This window comes from Pseudomonas monteilii NBRC 103158 = DSM 14164, assembly GCF_000730605.1.
GTDB lineage: Bacteria > Pseudomonadota > Gammaproteobacteria > Pseudomonadales > Pseudomonadaceae > Aquipseudomonas > Aquipseudomonas monteilii.
Genome location: NZ_BBIS01000038.1, coordinates 73,877 through 94,400, shown reverse-complemented (window position 1 = coordinate 94,400; position 20,524 = coordinate 73,877). Strand labels below are relative to the sequence as shown.

The window sequence follows — 20,524 nt, the reverse complement described above, 5'->3', positions numbered from 1 at the left end:
AAGGCTCATTGGAGTTGTCTCCTCAAGGGTGGCTCAAGCCAGGGCGACGCCCCGGCACAGGCGAATCAATCAAGGCGCGCTAGCGACCTTGGCCGGGGGTGTCCAGATCACGTCCTTGATGCTCAGTGGCTTGGGTATCAGCTTGAGCGCCTGGAAGGTGTCGGCGATTTTCTGTTGTGCGGCCACAACCTCAGGGGTGAGCGGCGCTGCTCCGTAGCCTTGGCGTTTGACAGAGGTCAGGGTGATGTCGGTGGGCAGGCCGAGCAGCGGTGCGACCTGGTCGGTCACTTCTTGCGGGTTGGCCTGGGACCACTCGCCCACGGCGCGCACTTCCTCGATCACGGTGTTGATCACCGCCGGGTGCTGGCTGGCGTAGTTGCGGGTGGCCAGGTAGAACTGGTGGTTGTCGACCAGGCCCTTGCCATCACGCAGGGTGCGGGCCTGCAGCTGTTGCTCGGCGGCGGCCTGGTACGGGTCCCAGATGACCCAGGCATCCACACTGCCCCGCTCGAAGGCGGCGCGGGCATCGGCGGGTGGCAGGTACACGGGCTGGATGTCGCTGTATTTCAGGCCGGCATCTTCCAGCGCGCGTACCAACAGGTAGTGAACGTTCGAGCCTTTGTTGAGGACGACTTTCTTGCCCTTGAGGTCTTTCACCGACTGGATCGGTGAGCCTTTCGGCACCAGGATCGCCTCGCTGTGTGGTGCAGGCGGCTCGTACGCCACATACAGCAGGTCGGCGCCGGCAGCCTGGGCGAATACAGGCGGGGTCTCGCCAGTCACGCCGAAATCGATGGAGCCGACATTCAGCCCTTCAAGCAGCTGTGGGCCACCAGGAAACTCGGTCCACTGCACCTGCACGCCCTGCTCTGCCAGGCGCTTTTCCAGCGTGCCCTTGGCCTTGAGCAGCACCAGGGTGCCGTATTTCTGGTAACCGATACGCAGGCTTTCGGCCTGGGCTTGGGTAATGGCGCCGAAGGACACAGCCGCCGCAAACAGGGCGACCAGACCGCGACGCAAGAAGACTGTGCGCATGGCGCTCTCCTGTACGTTTGGGTTCGGGTTGCACCTGCTTGCCTCGTTGTCGGGCGAGTAAGGTGGTGTAGCGGGTTGGGCCGGTCAGATGCTCCAGCGAGCGCTGATCAGGCGTTCATTCAGTACGCCGGGGGCCACGGGGCGTGGGCGGCGGGCCAAGGCAACGTGGAAGGCTTCCAGCGAGTCCAGCAGGCGTTCTTCCAGCGCCGGTGCCAGCTGCGCGGATTTGGAGCCTTCTGCGTAAGCCACCTGGCTGTCGTCGGCGAAGATCCCTTGCAGGGTCTCTTGAGCCTTGAGTGCCGACAGCACGGGTTTCAACGCGTAATCCACCGCCAGCATGTGGGCGATGCTGCCGCCCGTGGCGATCGGCAATACGATCTTGTGCGCCAGAGCGCGTTCGGGCAGCAGGTCGAGCAGTGTTTTCAGGGCGCCGGCAAACGAGGCCTTGTAAACCGGGGTGGAAACGATCAGGCCATCGGCCTGGGCTACCAACTGTTGGAAGTGCTGCACCTGCGGGCTGTCGAAACGGGCATGCAGCAGGTCTTCGGCGGGGAAGTCACGTACCTGGAACGTCACGACCTCTACGCCACGGTTCTGCAGCCACTGGCGCGAACGCTCAAGCAGCACGCCAGAGCGTGAGCGGGTACTGGGGCTACCACCGATTGATACGACCAGCATTGCAGCGCTTCCTTGTGTTCTGTTGGAAGTGACATTAACAGCTGCCACATATATCTAGAAATCATATTTTTTCATTTGTTTATTCCATTTTTGTTTTTCCTCAATTTCCTCCACTTGTTTCAGCAGGCATAAAAAAGGGCCGTCGAAACGGCCCGAAAATCCCTGCTTGGCTAAGAGCAATACAACGAAGAATGCATTTAACGATTCGGCTGCGGGGTCAGACGCAGGTAGGGTTTGACCGCCCGGTAACCTTTGGGGAAGCGCTGCTTGATCTCTTCCTCATCTTTGAGCGAAGGCACGATCACCACCTCGTCGCCGTCCTGCCAGTTACCGGGGGTGGCGACCTTGTGGTTGTCGGTCAGCTGCAGCGAGTCGATCACCCGCAGAATTTCATTGAAGTTGCGCCCGGTACTGGCCGGATAGGTGATGGTCAGGCGCACCTTCTTGTTCGGGTCGATCACGAACAGCGAACGCACGGTGAGGGTGTCGCTGGCGTTCGGGTGGATCAGGTCGTACAGGTCGGACACCTTGCGGTCGGCGTCGGCGATGATGGGGAAGTTGACCACGGTGTTCTGGGTTTCGTTGATGTCATCGATCCAGCGGTGGTGCGAGTCGACCGGGTCCACCGACAAGGCGATGGCCTTGACCCCACGCTTGGCGAAATCATCCTTGAGCTTGGCAGTCAGGCCCAACTCGGTGGTGCACACCGGGGTGAAGTCGGCGGGGTGGGAGAACAATACCCCCCAGCTGTTGCCCAGCCACTCGTGGAAGCGGATTTTGCCTTCGCTGGAATCCTGTTCGAAATCGGGGGCGATATCGCCGAGTTTGAGGCTCATGGGCTGCGGCTCCTTGGCTGGGTTCTGTACCGTATGGGTTCAATTTGCCTGCATTCGGTTAAAAACAAAAAGAATAAATAACAATTTATTTATAACTGGAATGCATACCAATTTGTAGGCACAAAAAAGCCTCGCACTAGGCGAGGCTCTTGGATCAGCTACGGCTTACAGGAAGTTGTAAGTGTAGTTGAAGATCAGACGGGTCTGATCCTGGTCAGCCAGCGAGCTGGTGCCGGTGCCACGGTATACGCCGTGACGCAGGCTGGCGCCCAGGCCTTTGAAGGTGCCTTCCTGGATGACGTAGTCAACGCGGGCGTCACGTTCCCATTCGCTGAAGGTGCCGTTGCCGTTGGCGTTCTTGCCGTCTTCACCTTTCAGGTAGGAAACCGAAGCTTTCAGGCCTGGCACGCCCAGACGTGCGAAATCATAGGCGTACTGACCGAAGGTGGTGTTTTCACCGGCCTTGGCGAACTGGTTGATCATGCTGTCGGTAAACAGGTAGAAGCTGGAGCCACCGGCGCCTTCGTTGCGACCGTTGCCATCAACAACGCTGCCTTGGTTCAGCCAGACGAAGCCACCGTCGTCATTGACGCGCTGGTGGCCGAGCAGGAACGAGTGGCCACCCAGGGTATAGGTGAAGATCGCGGACCAAGTCTTGTTGTCGACCTCGCCGAGGTTCTTGGCATAGCCACCGTTGTTGTTGAAGTTGTAACCGCCGCCGTCGCCGTTCTTGCCGTCGCTGCTGCTGTCGAAGTAGCGCAGGTCGGTTTTGAACGACTGGTCGTCAGCGATCTTGAATACGTGCGTCGCGCCCAGGAAGTGCTGCTTGTAGAAGTCTTCCAGGTTCGAGTAGTAGTACTGCAGGGTCAGGTCTGGCGTGAGCTTGTAGTCCAGACCACCGTAGCGGAACTTGTTACTGTCCTGGCTGGCACCGGCAATCGACAGGCCGGTACGGTTGCTCGAAGCGCGGCCCATGGCGTGGGTCAGCTGGCCGGCGTTGATGGTCAGGTTGTCGATTTCCTTCGACTGGATGGTGCCACCCTCGAAGGTTTGCGGCAGCAGACGGCCATCGTTGGAGACCAGGATCGGCAGGTTTGGCGCCAGGGCGCTACCGTAGTGAACCTCAGTCTTCGAGAAGCGTGCCTTGGCGTTGGCGCCAACACGAGCCCACTGGCTTACAGCCGAACCGTCGGTGTCGCTCGGGAAGAAGCTGCTGTTGTCTGGGTGCTTGCCACGGCCACCATCCAGGTGGATACCCCACAGGGCCTGGGCATCGACACCGAAGCCAACGGTGCCTTCAGTGAAGCCGGAGATGTAGTCGAGCTTGAAGCCCTGACCCGACTCACGGTTGTCGGCACCGCCATCACGGTTGTCGTTGTTGAAGTACATGGTGCGCGAGCTGAGCGACAGTTTGCTGTCTTCAACGAAACCGGCAGCGCCTGCTTGTTGGGCGAGAACCCCCAGTGCCACGGCCAGGGCCAGGCTGGACTTGTACATGTTTTGCTCCTCTACGTTCTAATTCTTGTGTATCTCTGGCGGAGGGGTCTGCTGCCCCGCTCACCGTGGATTGGCGATTTAGTCCCAAAGCGTGACTCATAAGTCAATCGTTTCTAAACGTTTCGAGACTTTGGTCTAAGACGCCACCTGCGCTACAGGATAATGACAATCCTATAAATCCAAAATGACCGTTTTATGAATTTGTAAGATTTTTAAGGAATATGTTAGGAACCTTTACTACCATTCGTTGTAGCAGCCGCGCCATTCATAACATTTGGTTATTTGCAAACGTTTGCTCATAACCTAATTCCGTATCGTTCTATAGGGACGAAAAAGCCTAGCAGGTGCCTCGACATTCGCCATTGAGGGTAATCACCGATCCTGGGCTTAAAGCATTTGGCTCCTAAGCTAATGCAAAAAAGTTATTTATTTTTGAATTCTTAGATCATTTAGTCTTCTCGTCATCCATCACATCGATTGCCTGACGAGAGGTCCACCATGATCCCGCACGCTCCGCTGCGCCTGTTCGCCGCCCTGACCCTCGCCAGCACCAGCTGGTTTGCCCAGGCTGCCGACCTGACCGTGGCCTACCAGACCACCGTCGACCCTGCCAAAGTGGCGCAGGTCGATGGCGACTACGAAAAAGCCAGCAAGGCCAGCATCGACTGGCGCAAATTCGATAATGGCGCTGACGTGATCACCGCCGTGGCCAGCGGTGATGTGCAGATCGGCTATCTGGGTTCCAGCCCGCTGGCCGCAGCCGCTACCCGCAAGCTGCCCGTAGAAACATTCCTCATCGCCACCCAGATTGGTGCCGGTGAAGCGCTGGTCGCCCGCGACAGCATCAAGACGCCGCAAGACCTGATCGGCAAGAAAGTCGCCGTACCGTTTGTGTCCACCGGCCACTACAGCCTGCTGGCCGCACTCAAAAGCTGGAATATCGACCCGTCCAAGGTACAGATCCTCAACCTGGCACCACCGGCCATCATTGCGGCCTGGAAACGCGGTGACATCGACGCCACCTACGTGTGGGACCCGGCACTGGGCGTAGCCAAGGAGAACGGCAAGGTGCTGATCACTTCTGGCGAACTGGCCCAGAAAGGCGCTCCCACCTTCGATGCCTGGATCGTGCGCAAAGACTTCGCCGACAAGCACCCTGAGGTGGTCAAAGCCTTTGCCAAAGTCACCCTGGACGCCTACGCCGATTACCGCAAAGACCCGAAAGCCTGGCTGGCCGACAAAGGCAACGTCGACAAACTGGTGAAGCTCTCGGGCGCCAAGGCCAGCGATATCCCGGTGCTGCTGGAGGGCAACGTCTACCCGCTGGCCGCCGACCAGGCCAACGCCCTGGGCGCGCCGACCACCCAGGCACTGACCGACACGGCCAACTTCCTCAAGCAGCAAGGCAAGGTTGACGCCGTGCTGCCGGACTACTCGCCGTACGTCAGCGCCAAGTTCCTTCCAAACTGATCCGGAGCCCGTCATGGCCTTGCTTGAACTGGAGCGCATCAGCGCACAGTACCCTGGCGCCAGCACCGCGGTGCTGGCCGACATCAACCTGAGCCTGGGCCCGCGCCAGCTGCTGGTGGCCCTGGGGCCGTCCGGCAGCGGCAAGACCTCGCTGCTCAACCTGATCGCCGGCTTCGTCGCCCCCAGTGGCGGGCGAATAACCCTCGATGGCGTACCGGTACAAGGCCCGGGTGCCGAGCGCGGCGTGGTGTTCCAGGACGACGCCCTGCTGCCATGGCAGAACGTGCTGGGCAATGTCGCCTTCGGCCTCGAACTGGCTGGCGTACCCCGCGCCCAGCGTGAAGCCAAGGCCCGTGAAATGCTCGCACTCGTCGACCTGGATGGCTTTGGCGAGCGGCGCATCTGGCAATTGTCCGGTGGCCAGAAACAGCGCGTAGGCCTGGCCCGCGCACTGGCGGCCGACCCACGGGTGTTGTTGATGGATGAACCGTTCGGCGCCCTCGACGCCTTCACCCGCGAACAAATGCAGGAACTGCTGCTGCAGGTCTGGCAACGCACCGCCAAACCGGTGTTCCTGATTACCCACGACATTGAAGAAGCGGTGTTCCTCGCCAGCGAGCTGGTGCTACTGGCACCCAACCCGGGCCGCGTAGTGGAGCGCCTGCAACTGGACTTCGGCCAGCGCTATGCCGCTGGCGAATCGGCCCGGGCAATCAAATCCGACCCACGCTTCATCGAAACCCGCGAGCATGTGCTGGCGCGGGTGTTCTCCCAACGCCAAAGCCTGCAGGAGCGCGCATGAGCAGCCTGGACCTGCCGGTTGCCGGCAAGCACGACACCCAAACCCGGCCTGTTGCAACAGCACGCCGCCAACGCTCTACCCGCTGGATCAGTACCCTGACCCTGACCAGCCTGCTGTTGGTCTGGTGGCTGGTGACCGCCGCTGGCTGGATCGAACCGCTGTTCCTGCCTTCGCCCGGCGACATCCTGGCCAAGGCCTGGACCCTGCTGACCCAAGGCTACATGGACGCCAGCCTGTGGCAGCACCTGGGCGCAAGCCTGGGCCGCATTGGCCTGGCGCTGGTTGCAGCGACCCTGACCGCGATCCCGGTGGGCATCGCCATCGGCTACAACCGCGTGGCCCGTGGCATCCTCGACCCGCTGATCGAGTTCTACCGGCCGATACCGCCGCTTGCATACCTGCCGCTGATCGTCATCTGGTGCGGCATCGGCGAGCTGTCGAAGGTGCTGCTGATTTACCTGGCGATCTTCGCCCCCATCGCCATCGCCACCGCCACCGGCGTGCGCACGGTCGACCCGGCCAAGCTGCGTGCGGCGCAGTCGCTGGGCGCCACCAAGGCCCAGTTGATCCGCCATGTGATCCTGCCCAGTGCGCTGCCCGACATCCTTACTGGCATCCGCATCGGCCTGGGGGTCGGCTGGTCGACCCTGGTGGCCGCCGAACTGATTGCTGCCACCAGCGGCCTGGGCTTCATGGTGCAGTCGGCGGCGCAGTTTTTGGTCACCGATGTGGTGGTGTTGGGCATCCTGCTGATCGCCCTGATCGCCTTCGCCCTGGAAATGGGCCTGCGTGCCCTGCAACGCAAACTGGTGCCCTGGCACGGGCAGAGCCACTGATTGCCGATTGACCACGCCGGCAACCCGGCGCCTAGAGCGAGAAAAGACATGAGCCTGACCGTTACCCCCATCAGCCCGGCGCTGGGTGCGCAGATCAGCGGCGTAGACATCAGCCGCGAGATCACCGCAGAAGAGCGCGACGCCATCGAACAGGCGCTGCTGCAGCATCAGGTGCTGTTCTTCCGCGACCAGCCGATCAACCCGGAACAGCAAGCGCGCTTTGCAGCCCGCTTCGGTGACCTGCACATTCACCCGATCTACCCCAACGTGCCCGAAACCCCGCAGGTGCTGGTGCTCGACACGGCGGTGACCGATGTGCGCGACAACGCCGTGTGGCACACCGACGTGACGTTCTTGCCGACCCCGGCACTGGGCGCGGTGCTCAGCGCCAAGCAATTGCCCGCTTACGGTGGCGATACGCTGTGGGCCAGCGGGATTGCCGCTTTTGAAGCCTTGTCGGCGCCGCTACGTGCAATGCTCGCTGGGCTGACCGCCACCCACGACTTCACCAAGTCGTTTCCGCTGGAGCGCTTTGGCACCACGCCGGAAGACCTGGCGCGCTGGGAAGCAACGCGGCGCAACAACCCGCCGCTGTCACACCCGGTGGTGCGCACTCACCCGGTTAGCGGGCGCAAGGCGCTGTTCGTCAATGAAGGGTTCACCACGCGTATCAATGAGTTGAGCGAGCTGGAAAGCGAGGCGCTGTTGAAGCTGCTGTTCGCCCATGCGACGCGGCCGGAGTTCAGCATTCGCTGGCGTTGGCAGGAGAACGACGTGGCGTTCTGGGACAACCGCGTGACCCAGCATTTTGCGGTGGATGACTACCGGCCGAACCGGCGGGTGATGCATCGGGCGACCATCCTGGGGGATGCGCCGTTCTGAACTTTGATGTGACCTGTACCGGCCTCTTCGCGGGCTTGTCCCGCGAAGAGGCCGGTGAAACCAACGACAACCTAGCGGACCAGATGCAGGTACTGCATGTGCCGTTCGTACTGGTCCAGAATGTCGTTGATGATCTGCTCCTTGCTGTAGCCCACCAGGTCATAGTTCTGGCTGCCTTCGCTCAGGTGAACCTCCGCCCGGTAATAACGGCGGTTCTTCAACTCCTGCGTGCCCAGCCCACCCAAGGCGAACGACGGCGTGAAATACCCACGCATCTGCACTTGGTAGATGAACGGCTGCTCCTCGCCATGGCCAATCTTCAGGCTGACGTTGTCGTGGCTCGGGTCATCCTGGGTAATCAGCACCAGGCCCTTCTGCTCGAACACCTCGCGGACCTCGGCAATCGCCGGGCGCACTACGTCGTCCATGAAGCGGTACACCTCATCACGCGACGGGAAATGCACGGCCTGGCTCAGGCGCTGGCGCCAGCCACCACGGCCGCGACGTGACTGGGCGAACGGGGCCAGCGAGTGCATCTGCGCGATCTGCCGTTGCGACTCCAGGTAGAACGCCTTATGCAAACCCCACATCATGCACAACAGAATCAGCGAGAACGGCAGCGAGGTCAGCACCACCGCCGACTTCAGCGAGTCGATGCTGCCCGCGAACAACAGCGCACTGGTGATCAGCGCGGTCATCGCGCCCCAGAAGATGCGCAGCCAGTTCGGCCCGTCCTCATCGGCTTCCCCCCCCTTGGCCGACAAGGTCGACAGCACCACGGTGCCCGAGTCGGCCGACGTGACGAAGAACACGAAGCTGATGAACACCGTGGTGGCGATCACCGCCTTGCTCCAAGGGTAGGTCTCCAGCAGCAGGTACAGGCTCATCGACGGGTCATCCAGTGCCGACTGGCCCAGTGCGGTCATGCCATGGTTGATCACCTGGTCCAGCGCGCTGTTGCCGAAGATCGACATCCACGCCAGGGTGAACCCCAACGGAATCAGCAGCACGCCAAAGACGAACTCGCGGATGGTACGGCCACGGGAGATACGGGCGATGAACAGGCCCACGAACGGTGCCCAGGCAATCCACCAGGCCCAGTAAAACACTGTCCAGCCGCCCAGCCAGTCACGGTTTTCACCGTAGGCATACACATCGAAGCTCTTGCGCGGCAAGGCGCCCAGGTAGTCACCCAGGTTCTGGATCAATGTGTTGAACAGGTGCTGGGTCGGCCCGGCGAACAGCACGAACAGCAGCAGTGCGCAGGCCAGGAACAGGTTGATGTCGCTCATCACCCGCACGCCCTTCTCCACCCCGGCAACGGCCACGGCTACCGCCGCGCCCATCATCAGGGTGATGAGGATCACCTGCACCCACTGGCTGTGGCTGATACCGAACAGGTAGTCCAGGCCAGCGTTCAGGTGCAGCACGCCAAAGCCCATGTCGGCCCCCAGGCCGAACACCGTGGCGATGATGCCGAAGCCATCCACTGCGTAGCCGATCGGCCCGTTGATGCGCTTTCCGATCAGCGGGTACAGCGCCGAACGCAACGCCAGCGGCAGGTTGTGCCGGTAGGCGAAATAGGCCAGGGCCATGCCGACGAAGGCGAACACCCCCCAGCCATGCAGGCCCCAGTGCAGGAACAGAATCTGCATCGCCTGGCGCCCGGCCTCTGCCGTGCCCGCTTCGCCCTGGGGCGGCTGCAGCATGTGGGTCAGCGGTTCGGAAACACAGAAGAAGAACAACGTGATGCTGATACCGGCGGCAAACAGCATGCCGGCCCAAGACAGGTAACTGAACTCGGGTTCGTCGTGGTCGGCACCGAGCTTGATCTTGCCGTAGCCGGACAAGGCGGTGACCACCACGAAGACCAGGTACAGCGTCATGGCCAGCATGTAGTACCAGCCGACCGTGTTGGCCGCCCAGTTCTGCGCTGCCAGCAACCAATCACCTGCCGCTTGCGGGTTGGAAATGACTACCAGGCCAAAAACGAGGATGAAACTTGCCGCAAAGTAGAACACCGGAGGGTTCATGCGGATTTTGCCATTGGCAATGGACGGGGTCGGTGCACTCATCGGGCGTGCACCTCGTCAAATGACGTAAGGTTCGGAATGAACGGGTTCAGCAAAGGAATCCTCCTGTTGAACACCGGCAGCGGACCAGCGTTTTTTCATTGAACAAGCGTTCAAGTTAAACATGGATCGGATTTCATTGCGAATTGGGGTGCTGATTGGTGCCTTCCTGTTCCGGCCTCTTCGCGGGTTTACCCGCGAAGAGGCCGGAACAACCAATACAAATGCCAGATCAATTCTTGTCCTGGCAATCCAGCTGCAGGTTGGCCTGGGTAATGTTGCTTTCAGCCGGCACACTGCGGGTCAGCCACACATTGCCGCCAATGGTCGAACCTTTGCCGATGGTAATGCGCCCGAGCACCGTGGCCCCGGCATAGATCACCACATCGTCCTCGACAATCGGGTGCCGTGGCAGGCCTTTGTGCAGGGTCCCAGACTCATCGCTCGGGAAGCGCTTGGCGCCCAGGGTCACGGCCTGGTAGATGCGCACGCGCTCGCCGATGATCGCGGTTTCGCCAATCACCACACCGGTCCCGTGGTCGATGAAGAAGCTCGGGCCAATCTGCGCGCCAGGGTGAATGTCGATACCGGTGGCCGAATGCGCCAGCTCCGAGCTGATCCGCGCCAGCAGCGGCAAGCCGGCCTGGTACAAGTGGTGCGCCAGGCGGTGGTGGATGATCGCCAGGATACCCGGGTAGCACAGCAGCACTTCATCCACGCTACGCGCTGCCGGGTCGCCGTGGTAGGCGGCCAGCACGTCGGTGTCGAGCAGTACGCGCAGCTCCGGTAGCGCAGCTGCGAAACCCTGGATCAGGCTCAGCGCATGGGCGTCGACGCCAGCCAGCTCAGCCTTGCTTTGCCGTGCCGCATAGCGCAGTTCAAGGCGAGCCTGGGCAAGCAAGGCGGTCAACGCGGCATCCAGGGTATGGCCGACATAGAAATCTTCGCTTTCTTCGCGCAAATCGACTGGGCCCAGGCGCATGGGGAACAGCGCGCCGCACAGTTGCTCCAGAATCTGCCGCATCGCCTCGCGCGAAGGCAACTCGCGCCCGCCCTGCTCGCCAATGCTGCGGCCATTACGGGTGCGCCATTGCTCACGGGCGCCGCGCAGGCCACTGACGATGCTCTGCAACTGCCAGTGCGCGGATGAAGGTTGTTCGCTCACGGTTTTCTCCTGCCGTATAGGCCATCTAATGGTGTCGCCAGGCCCGCGAAAAGGCCGGGCCTGCCTACATGCAATCCACTCTACGGCAAATCAGCCCCTTGGAAAAAACAACGCTTTATTCCATCCTGCGCTAAGTCAGGCATAAGCCGCGATGACGGCACAGGCATCATCGCCTACCCTCAAAGCAGCCAGCTCCTGGCACCAATCAAAATGGAAATAACAAAATAATTTTTTAGTATTTCCTGGCCTAAGCAGCCAACCCTATAGTCGCCACCTCACTACTTACACAACAAGCGCGGGGCTCTGACATGTCGAAATTCGCCAAACCGCTACTCAACGCTACCCTGGCTGTTTTGCTGGGTACCGGCCTGCTCAGCCAGGCCTTCGCGGGCGAGCAGCTGAAGACCATCCAGGAAAAAGGCGTGATCAACGTCGGCCTGGAAGGCACGTACCCACCGTTCAGCTTCCAGGACGAAAACGGCAAGCTGACCGGCTTCGAAGTGGAGCTGTCCGAGTTGCTGGCCAAGGAGCTGGGGGTCAAGGCCAAGGTCCAGCCGACCAAATGGGACGGCATCCTCGCTGCGCTGGAGTCCAAGCGCCTGGACGTCGTCATCAACCAGGTGACGATTTCCGAAGAGCGCAAGAAGAAGTACGACTTCTCCGAGCCCTACACCATCTCCGGCATCCAGGCGCTGATCCTGAAGAAAAAGGCCGAGCAGTTGAACATCCACAAGGCCGCCGACCTGGCCGGCAAGAAAGTGGGCGTGGGCCTGGGCACCAACTACGAACAGTGGGTGAAAAAAGACGTGCCGCAAGCCGATGTGCGCACCTATGAAGACGACCCGAGCAAGTTCGCCGACCTGCGTAACGGTCGCATCGACGCCATCCTGATCGACCGCCTGGCCGCACTGGAATACGCGCAAAAAGCCAAGGACACGGAGCTGGCCGGCGATGCGTTCTCCCGCCTGGAAAGTGGCGTAGCCCTGCGCAAGGGCGAGCCAGAGCTGCTCGATGCCATCAACAAGGCCATCGACAAGCTCAAGGCTGACGGCACGCTGGCCAAGCTGTCCGAGAAATACTTCGGTGCTGATGTCACCAAATGATCGCTGAAAGCCTGCAACTCGTTGTCGACTCCACGCCCTTCCTGCTGAAGGGCGCGGGTTATACGGTGCTGCTCAGCGTTGGCGGCATGTTCTTCGGCCTGGTGCTGGGCTTTGCCCTGGCGCTGATGCGTCTGTCGAAGATCTTGCCGCTGAACTGGCTGGCGCGGATCTACGTGTCGTTCTTTCGCGGCACGCCGCTGCTGGTGCAGCTGTTCGTGATCTATTTCGGCATGCCGCAGATCGGCATCGAACTCGACCCCATCCCCGCCTCGCTGATCGGCCTGTCGTTGAACATGGCGGCCTACATCTGCGAGATCCTGCGCGCAGCAATCTCCTCAATCGACCGTGGCCAGTGGGAAGCGGCCGCCAGCATCGGCATGACCCGCGTTCAGGCCATGCGCCGGGCGACCCTGCCGCAAGCCTTGCGCACTGCCCTGCCCCCCTTGGGCAACAGCTTCATTTCGCTGGTCAAGGACACCGCCCTGGCGGCCACCATCCAGGTGCCCGAACTGTTCCGCCAGGCGCAGCTGATTACCGCACGCACCTTCGAAGTGTTCACCATGTACGTGGCGGTCGCGGTCATCTACTGGGTGCTGTGCAGCATCCTTGCGCACTTCCAGAACCGCATGGAAGCGCGGGTCAACCAGCATGACCAGGAGCACTGAGCATGATTGAAGTCAAAGGCCTGACCAAGCGGTTCAAGGGCCAGACCGTGCTCAACGGTATCGACCTGACCGTACAGCCCGGCGAAGTGGTGGCCATCATTGGCCCCAGTGGCTCGGGCAAGACCACCTTCCTGCGCTGCCTCAACCTGCTGGAAACGCCCGACGCCGGGCAGATCAAGATCGGCGATATCAGCATCGATGCCAACCGCCCTTTGGGCGGGCAGCAAAGTGCGATTCGCCGATTGCGCCAGCAAGCCGGGTTCGTGTTCCAGAACTTCAACCTGTTCCCGCACCGCACCGCGCTGGAGAACGTGATCGAGGGGCCGGTGATCGTCAAGAAGACGCCCCGCGAGCAGGCCATCGACCTTGGCCGGCGCCTGCTGGCCAAGGTTGGCCTGGCAGGCAAGGAAGACGCCTACCCCCGGCGCTTGTCCGGTGGCCAGCAGCAACGGGTGGCCATCGCCCGCGCACTGGCCATGGAGCCGGAGGTGATCCTGTTCGACGAACCCACCTCGGCACTGGACCCGGAGCTGGTGGGTGAAGTGCTGGCGACCATCCGCGGCCTGGCCGAGGAGAAGCGCACCATGATCATCGTTACGCACGAAATGAGCTTTGCCCGGGATGTGGCGAACCGGGTGATCTTCTTCGACAAGGGCGTGATCGTGGAGCAGGGGGAAGCCAAGGCACTGTTTGCGGCGCCAAAGGAAGAGCGTACCCGGCAGTTCTTGCGCAAGTTCCTGGGTACTGCCGCCTCCGAGTAAACCTGTTACGGCCCTTTCGCGGGTTTACCCGCGAAAGGGCCGGCACATCCGCTGTAAATCCCTCCTTCTATACATATTCCAAAGAGTTAGTTCATAAACTTTTTATAAAGCATTAGGGTATATAAACCGGACCACCGGACCAGCACATATCTGTCGCGATCAGCTGTAGCGGCACAACTTTTTTGTGAGGTCAGGAATGGTCAGGATCACAATCACCCCAGTGCGTAACGCCAGGGCATTGAGTGCAGCCAAGGAGCGGTACTGATGTCCAGCCAGCCAAACACCCAATTCCACAGCGATCTCGACAGCTCGCCCTTGCTGCTGCCGGCCAAAGTTCTGCGCAACGACGCCGAAGCCTTGCAAGCGGCCCGCGAACTGGCTGAGGTCGCCCGCGAGCAGGCCGCACGCCGCGACCAGCAACGCAAACTGCCTTGGGCCGAGATCGAACTGTTCACCCGCAGCGGCCTGGGCAGCATCAGCGTACCCAAGGCCCACGGCGGCCCCGACGTGTCGTTCGAAACCGTTGCCGAAGTGTTCCGCGTGATCAGCGCCGCCGACCCGGCTCTGGGGCAGATCCCGCAGAACCAGTTCGGCATGCTGCAACTGATTCGCCTGACAGCCACCGAGGCGCAACAGGCGCTGATCTTCCGCAGCGTGCTCGACGGTTGGCGCATCGGCAATGCCGGCCCCGAGCGCGGCACCAAAGACACCCTCACCCTCAAGGCCCGGATCACTCGCGCTGGCGACAGCTATCGCATCAGCGGCGAGAAGTTCTATTCCACCGGCGCCCTGTTCGCCCACTGGGTGGCCGTCAAGGCACTGGACGACGAGGGCCGCCAGCGCCTGGCGTTCGTGCGCCGCGGCAGCCCGGGGTTGCGCATCGTCGATGACTGGTCCGGGTTTGGCCAACGTACCACCGCCAGCGGCACCGTGCTGCTCGACCAGGTGCCGGTAGACGCGGAGCTGGTGATCGACAACTGGCGCCAGCGTGATATCCCCAACATCCAGGGTGCGGCTTCACAGCTGATCCAGGCGGCAATTGATGCCGGCATCGCTGAAGCAGCGATTGATGATGCGATCACCTTCGTGCGCGAAAAGTCTCGCCCGTGGATCGAAGCCAAAGTGGACCGCGCCAGCGACGACCCGTATGTAATCGCCGACATCGGCCGCCTGAAGCTTGAGCTACACGCCGCCGAAGCCCTGCTGCGCAAGGCTGCGCGGGTACTGGACGAAGTCAATGCCGCGCCAATCGACGCAGCCAGTGCGGCGCGAGCCTCGATTGCCGTGGCCGAGGCCAAGGTGCTGACCACCGAAATCGCCTTGCAAGCCAGCGAAAAGCTTTTCGAACTGGCCGGCAGCCGCGCCACCCTTGGCGAGTTCAACCTCGACCGCCACTGGCGCAACGCCCGGGTGCATACCCTGCATGACCCGGTGCGCTGGAAGTACCACGCGGTGGGCGCGTACCACCTCAACGGCACCCTGCCTGCGCGGCATTCCTGGATCTGATTTGCTGCCTTTGGGGCCGCTGCGCAGCCCTTCGCGGGAATGCCCGCGAAGGGCTGCGCAGCGGCCCCCGGAGAACACCATGACTACAAACATCATCACCAGCGACACAGAAGCCCTGAATGTCGCCGAAGACATCGCCCAGCAACTGCGCCGCGACAGCGCCCTGCGCGACCGCGAACGCCGCCTGCCCCACGCCGAACTGGAGCTGTTCACCCGCTCCGGCCTGTGGGCCATCAGCGTACCCAAGGCCTTCGGCGGCGCTGGCGTGTCCAACGTCACCCTGGCCAAGGTCATCGCCCGTATCGCCCAGGCCGACGGCTCGCTCGGGCAAATCCCGCAAAACCACTTCTACGGCCTGGAAGTGCTACGGGTAAACGGTACACCCGAGCAGCAGCAACGCCTGTACGCCGAAGTACTGGCCGGCAGGCGTTTCGGCAACGCCCTGGCCGAGCTGGGCACCAAGACCGCCAACGAGCGCACCACTCGCCTGAGCCGTGATGGTGACGGTTTCCGCATAAACGGCCGCAAGTTCTATTCGACTGGCGCCATTTATGCCCAGCGCATCCCGACTTCGGTCGTTGATGACCAAGGCGTACAGCAACTGGCCTTCGTCCCGGCCGACAGCCAGGGCCTGCAAGTGATCGACGACTGGAGCGGTTTCGGCCAACGCACTACCGGCAGTGGCTCGGTGGTGTTCGACAACGTGTACGTCAGCGCTGCCGACGTCGTGCCGTTCCAGAGCGCCTTCGAGCGCCCTACTCCGGTCGGCCCGCTGGCGCAGATCCTTCATGCCGCCATCGACACCGGCATCGCCCGCGCCGCTTATGAAGATGCCCTGCACTTCGTGCGTACCCGCAGCCGCCCGTGGGTCGATTCCGGGCTGGACAAGGCCACCGATGACCCGCTGACACTCAAAAGCTTCGGCCACCTGGCCATCCGCCTGCACGCCGCCGAGGCCCTGCTGGAACGCGCCGGTGAATACCTCGACCGCGCCCGCGACGACAGCACCGCCGACAATGTGGCCGCCGCCTCCATCGCCGTGGCCGAAGCACGGGCCATCAGCACCGAGATCTCCCTTGCCGCCGGTACCGCCCTGTTCGAACTGGGCGGCAGCCAGGCCACCCTGGCCGAACACAACCTCGACCGACACTGGCGCAACGCTCGCGTGCACACCCTGCACGACCCGGTGCGCTGGAAGTACCACGCCATCGGCAACTACTACCTCAACGATGCCAACCCGCCACGCCGGGGGACTATCTGATGGCCAAGCAGCTCCTGCTCAATGCCTTCAACATGAACTGCATCGGGCACATCAACCACGGCCTGTGGACCCACCCACGGGACACCTCGACCCAGTACAAGACCCTGGACTACTGGACCAACCTGGCACGCCTGCTGGAACGCGGCCTGTTCGATGGGCTGTTCATTGCCGACATCGTGGGTACCTACGACATCTACGGCCAGTCGCTGGACGTCACCCTCAAGGAGTCGATCCAGCTGCCGGTCAACGACCCGCTGCTGCTAGTCTCGGCCATGGCAGCAGTTACCCGCCACCTGGGTTTCGGCCTTACCGCCAACCTCACCTACGAGGCGCCGTACCTGTTCGCCCGCCGCCTGTCCACCCTCGACCACCTGAGCAATGGCCGGGTGGGCTGGAACATCGTCACCGGCTACCTCGACAGTGCCGCCCGGGCCATGGGCCTGGCACAACAACCGGAGCATGACCGCCGCTACGACCAGGCCGACGAATACCTGCAGGTGCTGTACAAGCTGCTGGAAGGCAGCTGGGCCGACGATGCGGTGGTCGCCGACCGCCAGCAGCGCGTGTACGCCCAGCCCGACAAGGTGCGCAAAGTCAGCCACCACGGCGAGTTCTACAACGTCGAGGGCTATCACCTGAGCGAACCCTCGCCACAGCGCACGCCGGTACTGTTCCAGGCCGGCAGCTCGCAGCGCGGCCTGGCCTTTGCCGGCAGCCACGCCGAATGCGTGTTCATCAGTGGCCAGGACAAAGCGGCCACACGCGCCCAGGTCGACAAGGTACGCGCCGCTGCGCAAGCGGCCGGCCGCGACCCGCAGGCAATCAAGGTGTTCATGGGGATCACGGTAATCGTCGCAGCCACCGAGCAAGAGGCCCAGGCCAAGCATGCCGAGTACTTGCGCCATGCAAGCCCTGAAGCCGGCGTCGCGCACTTCGCTGCATCCACCGGCATAGACTTTGCGGCCTATGAACTGGATGAGCCAATCGGCTTCAGCCAGAGCAACGCCATTCAGTCCGCCACGCGCCAGTTACAAGACAACGCCTGGACCCGCCGCCGTCTGCTTGAGCAGCACGCCCTCGGTGGCCGCTACGTAACCTTGGTCGGCGCACCCGAACAGGTGGCCGATCAGTTGATCGCATGGATTGATGAAACCGGCCTGGACGGTTTCAACCTGACCCGTACCGTCACCCCGGAAAGCTTCGAAGACTTCATCAACCTGGTCATCCCGCAACTGCAGCGGCGTGGCCGCTACAAGACGGCCTACGCCGAAGGCACCCTGCGCGAGAAGCTGTTCCAGTCCGACCACCCGCACTTGCCCGCCGATCACCCTGGTTCGGCCTATCGTTTTGTCCCTTCCCCTGCCCCGACTGGAGTCCCGCACCATGCTTGAGAAACTGTTCCGGCCCGTCGCGGCCATTGCCCTCACCCTTGGCCTGTCCGCCCACGCCCTGGCAGCCGACCCACTGAAGATCGGCACCACCTCGGCCTTTGCGATACCGCTGGAAGCCGCCGTGGAAGAAGCGCACAAACAAGGCCTGGAAGTGAAGCTGATCGAGTTCAGCGACTGGATCGCACCCAACGTCAGCCTCAACAGCGGCGACATCGACGTGAACTACTTCCAGCACATCCCGTTCCTGGAAAACGCCAAGGCAGCTGCTGGCTTCAACCTGGTGCCTTATGCACCGGGCATCATCAACAACGTTGGCCTGTACTCGAAAAAGTACAAAAGCTTTGCCGAGCTGCCTGAAGGCGCCAGCGTGGCCATTGCCAACGACCCGATCAACAGCGGCCGTGGCCTGCAACTGCTGGCCAAGGCCGGGCTGATTTCCCTCAAGCCGGGCGTTGGCTACAAGGCCACCGAGGACGACATCGTCGCCAACCCGAAAAAACTGAAAATCCTTCAGGTCGAGGCAGTTCAGCTGGTACGCGCTTACGATGACGCCGACCTGGTGCAGGGTTACCCGGCCTACATCCGCCTGGCCAACAGCTTCGACGCAGGCTCTGCGCTGCTGTTCGACGGCCTGGAGAACAAGGAATACGTGATCCAGTTCGTCATTCGCCCACAGAGCAAGGACGACCCGCGCCTGGCCAAGTTCGTTGACATCTATCAGCACTCGCCAGCCGTGCGTGCAGCGCTCGACAAAGCCCACGGCAAGCTCTATCAAGCCGGCTGGGAAGGCTGATATGAGCCAGGCCAGCGCGCTCAGGGCGCCTACCCCCCAACCATTGCCGCCAACGGTCAAGGAACAGGCCCTGCGCCCGGAGGTCAATGAAGCCCATGTGCGCTTCATCGGCCTGGGCAAGACCTACCCTGGCCAGGCACAACCGGCCTTGCAAGGCATCGACCTGAACATCCGCCATGGCGAGATCTTCGGCATCATCGGCCGCAGCGGAGCCGGCAAGTCATCGCTGTTGCGTACCATCAACCGTCTGGAGCAACCCTGCCAGGGCCGAGTGCTGATCAATCAGGTGGACATCGCCCCCTTCGACGAAGACCACCTGGTGGCGCTGCGTCGGCGCATCGGCATGATCTTCCAGCACTTCAACCTGATGTCGGCCAAAACGGTGTGGCAGAACGTCGAGCTGCCGTTGAAAGTGGCCGGTGTGGCCAAGGCCGAGCGCCAGCGCAAGGTGCGTGAACTGCTGGAGCTGGTTGGCCTGCAGGAAAAACACCACGTCTACCCGGCGCAGCTGTCCGGCGGGCAAAAGCAGCGCGTCGGTATTGCCCGGGCGCTGGTACACGACCCCGAGATTCTGCTGTGCGACGAGGCCACCTCCGCGCTGGACCCGGAAACCACGGCCTCGATCCTTGAGCTGCTGCGCGACATCAACCAGCGCCTGGGGCTGACCATCGTGCTGATCACCCACGAAATGGCCGTGATCCGCGATATCTGCCACCGGGTGGTGGTGCTCGAGCGTGGCGAAGTGGTCGAACAGGGCGAGGTCTGGCGGGTGTTCGGTTCGCCTCGCCACGAGGTCACCCGCACCTTGCTTGCACCACTGCAGGCCAGGCTGCCTGCCGCGCTGCAAGCCAGCCTGCAAGCCAGCCCGGCGAGCCGCGACAGTGCCGTGGTGTTGAAACTGACGGTGCTGGGCGAACCTGAACTGTCTGCCCTGTTCAACGAACTGGGTGGGCGTGTGCGCTTGCTGCAGGGCGGCGTGGAGACCATTGGCGAACATGCCTTGGGCCAACTGATCCTTTCGGTGCGGCACTCGCCGCATGACACTCATCAATTACTGGAGCGCGCCCGCCGCTGGGCCGAGGACGTTGAGGTACTGGGCCATGTGGTTTGATCGCTTGCTGGAAGGTTTGCTCGATACCCTGCTGATGGTCGGTGTGTCGTCGCTGATCGCCCTGCTGGTAGGGGTACCGATGGCGGTGCTGCTGGTCACCAGCGACAAATGTGGCATCTTCGAAGCACCGCTGCTTAATCGCGTGTTGGGCGCCTTCGTCAACCTGTTCCGTTCGATTCCGTTCCTGATCCTGATGGTCGCGCTGATCCCCTTCACACGCCTGGTGGTAGGCACCACTTACGGCGTATGGGCGGCGGTGGTGCCGCTGACCATTGCCGCCACCCCGTTCTTCGCGCGGATTGCCGAGGTCAGCCTGCGCGAAGTGGACCATGGCCTGGTGGAAGCTGCGCAGGCCATGGGCTGCCGACGCTGGCACATCGTCTGGCATGTGCTCTTGCCTGAGGCGCTGCCCGGCATTGTCGGCGGCTTCACCATTACCCTGGTAACCCTGATCAACTCTTCGGCCATGGCCGGCGCGATTGGTGCGGGGGGGTTGGGGGATATTGCCTACCGGTATGGCTACCAGCGTTTCGACAGCCAAATCATGCTGACCGTGATCGCCATGCTGGTGGCGTTGGTGGCGTTGATCCAGCTGGGCGGGGACCGCTTGGCGAAGGGCTTGAACAAGCGTTGAATGCCGGGGGCTGCTTTGCAGCCCCA

General features: G+C 62.1%; 19 protein-coding genes. 13 read left to right on the top strand and 6 right to left on the bottom strand.

Annotated elements, in window-relative coordinates:
- Window positions 1–69: 69 nt before the first annotated feature.
- From PM2_RS20010 to PM2_RS19995, 4 genes are all read right to left on the bottom strand, one after another.
- Window positions 70–1,035 (bottom strand): sulfonate ABC transporter substrate-binding protein, encoded by a 966-nt coding sequence (locus PM2_RS20010; protein WP_016714456.1) that lies wholly within the window; start codon window positions 1,033–1,035, stop codon window positions 70–72.
- Window positions 1,036–1,119: 84 nt separating this feature from the next.
- A complete protein-coding gene (gene ssuE, locus PM2_RS20005; protein ID WP_028699551.1) occupies window positions 1,120–1,713 on the bottom strand; it encodes an NADPH-dependent FMN reductase in 594 nt (197 codons plus the stop codon).
- Window positions 1,714–1,910: 197 nt separating this feature from the next.
- Window positions 1,911–2,549, bottom strand: coding sequence for a peroxiredoxin (locus tag PM2_RS20000; RefSeq protein WP_019096904.1), 639 nt, complete (start codon window positions 2,547–2,549; stop codon window positions 1,911–1,913).
- Between the two features lie 165 nt (window positions 2,550–2,714).
- Entirely contained in the window at window positions 2,715–4,046 is a 1,332-nt protein-coding gene (locus PM2_RS19995; RefSeq protein ID WP_016714453.1) for an OprD family porin, read from the bottom strand.
- Window positions 4,047–4,544: 498 nt separating this feature from the next.
- Between PM2_RS19995 and tauA the strand changes: the two genes are divergently transcribed.
- From tauA to tauD, 4 genes are read left to right on the top strand one after another with little or no spacing between them, the layout of a single operon-like run.
- Window positions 4,545–5,516, top strand: coding sequence for a taurine ABC transporter substrate-binding protein (gene tauA, locus PM2_RS19990; protein WP_016714452.1), 972 nt, complete (start codon window positions 4,545–4,547; stop codon window positions 5,514–5,516).
- Between the two features lie 13 nt (window positions 5,517–5,529).
- Window positions 5,530–6,318, top strand: coding sequence for a taurine ABC transporter ATP-binding subunit (gene tauB, locus PM2_RS19985; RefSeq protein ID WP_016714451.1), 789 nt, complete (start codon window positions 5,530–5,532; stop codon window positions 6,316–6,318).
- The gene (gene tauC, locus PM2_RS19980) at window positions 6,315–7,154 is read left to right on the top strand and encodes a taurine ABC transporter permease TauC (RefSeq protein WP_016714450.1); all 840 of its coding nucleotides are present in this window, start codon (window positions 6,315–6,317) and stop codon (window positions 7,152–7,154) included. The genes tauB and tauC overlap by 4 nt, the downstream gene beginning before the upstream one ends.
- Before the next feature lie 48 nt (window positions 7,155–7,202).
- Complete coding sequence (gene tauD, locus PM2_RS19975; RefSeq protein ID WP_016714449.1) at window positions 7,203–8,036, top strand: taurine dioxygenase; 834 nt, start codon at window positions 7,203–7,205, stop codon at window positions 8,034–8,036.
- Window positions 8,037–8,107: 71 nt separating this feature from the next.
- Here tauD and betT read toward each other — a convergent pair whose 3' ends face one another.
- Window positions 8,108–10,069, bottom strand: coding sequence for a choline transporter BetT (gene betT, locus PM2_RS19970; RefSeq protein WP_162998291.1), 1,962 nt, complete (start codon window positions 10,067–10,069; stop codon window positions 8,108–8,110).
- A gap of 271 nt (window positions 10,070–10,340) precedes the next feature.
- Window positions 10,341–11,273 (bottom strand): serine O-acetyltransferase EpsC, encoded by a 933-nt coding sequence (gene epsC / locus PM2_RS19965; protein ID WP_016714447.1) that lies wholly within the window; start codon window positions 11,271–11,273, stop codon window positions 10,341–10,343.
- Window positions 11,274–11,581: 308 nt separating this feature from the next.
- Here epsC and tcyJ point away from each other — a divergent pair, with 308 nt between their 5' ends.
- From tcyJ to PM2_RS19920, 9 genes are all read left to right on the top strand, one after another.
- The gene (gene tcyJ, locus PM2_RS19960) at window positions 11,582–12,376 is read left to right on the top strand and encodes a cystine ABC transporter substrate-binding protein (protein WP_016714446.1); all 795 of its coding nucleotides are present in this window, start codon (window positions 11,582–11,584) and stop codon (window positions 12,374–12,376) included.
- Window positions 12,373–13,041 carry a cystine ABC transporter permease gene (gene tcyL, locus PM2_RS19955; RefSeq protein ID WP_028699552.1) on the top strand — a complete coding sequence of 223 codons (669 nt, stop codon included), beginning with the start codon at window positions 12,373–12,375 and terminating at the stop codon, window positions 13,039–13,041. Before tcyJ ends, tcyL begins: the two co-directional genes overlap by 4 nt.
- Before the next feature lie 2 nt (window positions 13,042–13,043).
- A complete protein-coding gene (gene tcyN / locus PM2_RS19950) occupies window positions 13,044–13,802 on the top strand; it encodes an L-cystine ABC transporter ATP-binding protein TcyN (RefSeq protein WP_016714444.1) in 759 nt (252 codons plus the stop codon).
- Between the two features lie 264 nt (window positions 13,803–14,066).
- Window positions 14,067–15,308: an SfnB family sulfur acquisition oxidoreductase gene (locus tag PM2_RS19945; protein ID WP_028699553.1), complete on the top strand. Its 1,242-nt coding sequence runs from the start codon at window positions 14,067–14,069 to the stop codon at window positions 15,306–15,308.
- A 79-nt stretch (window positions 15,309–15,387) separates the two neighbouring features.
- Window positions 15,388–16,569: an SfnB family sulfur acquisition oxidoreductase gene (locus PM2_RS19940; protein ID WP_012270030.1), complete on the top strand. Its 1,182-nt coding sequence runs from the start codon at window positions 15,388–15,390 to the stop codon at window positions 16,567–16,569.
- A complete protein-coding gene (locus PM2_RS19935) occupies window positions 16,569–17,960 on the top strand; it encodes an LLM class flavin-dependent oxidoreductase (RefSeq protein WP_016714442.1) in 1,392 nt (463 codons plus the stop codon). The genes PM2_RS19940 and PM2_RS19935 overlap by 1 nt, the downstream gene beginning before the upstream one ends.
- On the top strand, window positions 17,953–18,753 hold the full coding sequence (locus tag PM2_RS19930) for a MetQ/NlpA family ABC transporter substrate-binding protein (protein ID WP_016714441.1): 801 nt from the start codon (window positions 17,953–17,955) through the stop codon (window positions 18,751–18,753). Before PM2_RS19935 ends, PM2_RS19930 begins: the two co-directional genes overlap by 8 nt.
- Before the next feature lies 1 nt (window position 18,754).
- A complete protein-coding gene (locus PM2_RS19925; RefSeq protein WP_016714440.1) occupies window positions 18,755–19,864 on the top strand; it encodes a methionine ABC transporter ATP-binding protein in 1,110 nt (369 codons plus the stop codon).
- Window positions 19,854–20,498: a methionine ABC transporter permease gene (locus tag PM2_RS19920; protein WP_016714439.1), complete on the top strand. Its 645-nt coding sequence runs from the start codon at window positions 19,854–19,856 to the stop codon at window positions 20,496–20,498. Before PM2_RS19925 ends, PM2_RS19920 begins: the two co-directional genes overlap by 11 nt.
- The last annotated feature ends 26 nt before the right edge of the window (window positions 20,499–20,524 follow it).

Coding starts and splice junctions, on each gene's coding strand:
- PM2_RS19930 (WP_016714441.1), top strand. CDS start 17,953: ATGCTTGAGAAACTGTTCCGGCCCGTCGCGGCCATTGCCCTCACCCTT.
- tcyL (WP_028699552.1), top strand. CDS start 12,373: ATGATCGCTGAAAGCCTGCAACTCGTTGTCGACTCCACGCCCTTCCTG.
- PM2_RS20000 (WP_019096904.1), bottom strand. CDS start 2,549: ATGAGCCTCAAACTCGGCGATATCGCCCCCGATTTCGAACAGGATTCC.
- PM2_RS19925 (WP_016714440.1), top strand. CDS start 18,755: ATGAGCCAGGCCAGCGCGCTCAGGGCGCCTACCCCCCAACCATTGCCG.
- PM2_RS19920 (WP_016714439.1), top strand. CDS start 19,854: ATGTGGTTTGATCGCTTGCTGGAAGGTTTGCTCGATACCCTGCTGATG.
- tauD (WP_016714449.1), top strand. CDS start 7,203: ATGAGCCTGACCGTTACCCCCATCAGCCCGGCGCTGGGTGCGCAGATC.
- tauC (WP_016714450.1), top strand. CDS start 6,315: ATGAGCAGCCTGGACCTGCCGGTTGCCGGCAAGCACGACACCCAAACC.
- PM2_RS19995 (WP_016714453.1), bottom strand. CDS start 4,046: ATGTACAAGTCCAGCCTGGCCCTGGCCGTGGCACTGGGGGTTCTCGCC.
- PM2_RS20010 (WP_016714456.1), bottom strand. CDS start 1,035: ATGCGCACAGTCTTCTTGCGTCGCGGTCTGGTCGCCCTGTTTGCGGCG.
- tcyN (WP_016714444.1), top strand. CDS start 13,044: ATGATTGAAGTCAAAGGCCTGACCAAGCGGTTCAAGGGCCAGACCGTG.
- betT (WP_162998291.1), bottom strand. CDS start 10,069: ATGAACCCTCCGGTGTTCTACTTTGCGGCAAGTTTCATCCTCGTTTTT.
- tcyJ (WP_016714446.1), top strand. CDS start 11,582: ATGTCGAAATTCGCCAAACCGCTACTCAACGCTACCCTGGCTGTTTTG.
- PM2_RS19935 (WP_016714442.1), top strand. CDS start 16,569: ATGGCCAAGCAGCTCCTGCTCAATGCCTTCAACATGAACTGCATCGGG.
- tauB (WP_016714451.1), top strand. CDS start 5,530: ATGGCCTTGCTTGAACTGGAGCGCATCAGCGCACAGTACCCTGGCGCC.
- PM2_RS19940 (WP_012270030.1), top strand. CDS start 15,388: ATGACTACAAACATCATCACCAGCGACACAGAAGCCCTGAATGTCGCC.
- ssuE (WP_028699551.1), bottom strand. CDS start 1,713: ATGCTGGTCGTATCAATCGGTGGTAGCCCCAGTACCCGCTCACGCTCT.
- PM2_RS19945 (WP_028699553.1), top strand. CDS start 14,067: ATGTCCAGCCAGCCAAACACCCAATTCCACAGCGATCTCGACAGCTCG.
- tauA (WP_016714452.1), top strand. CDS start 4,545: ATGATCCCGCACGCTCCGCTGCGCCTGTTCGCCGCCCTGACCCTCGCC.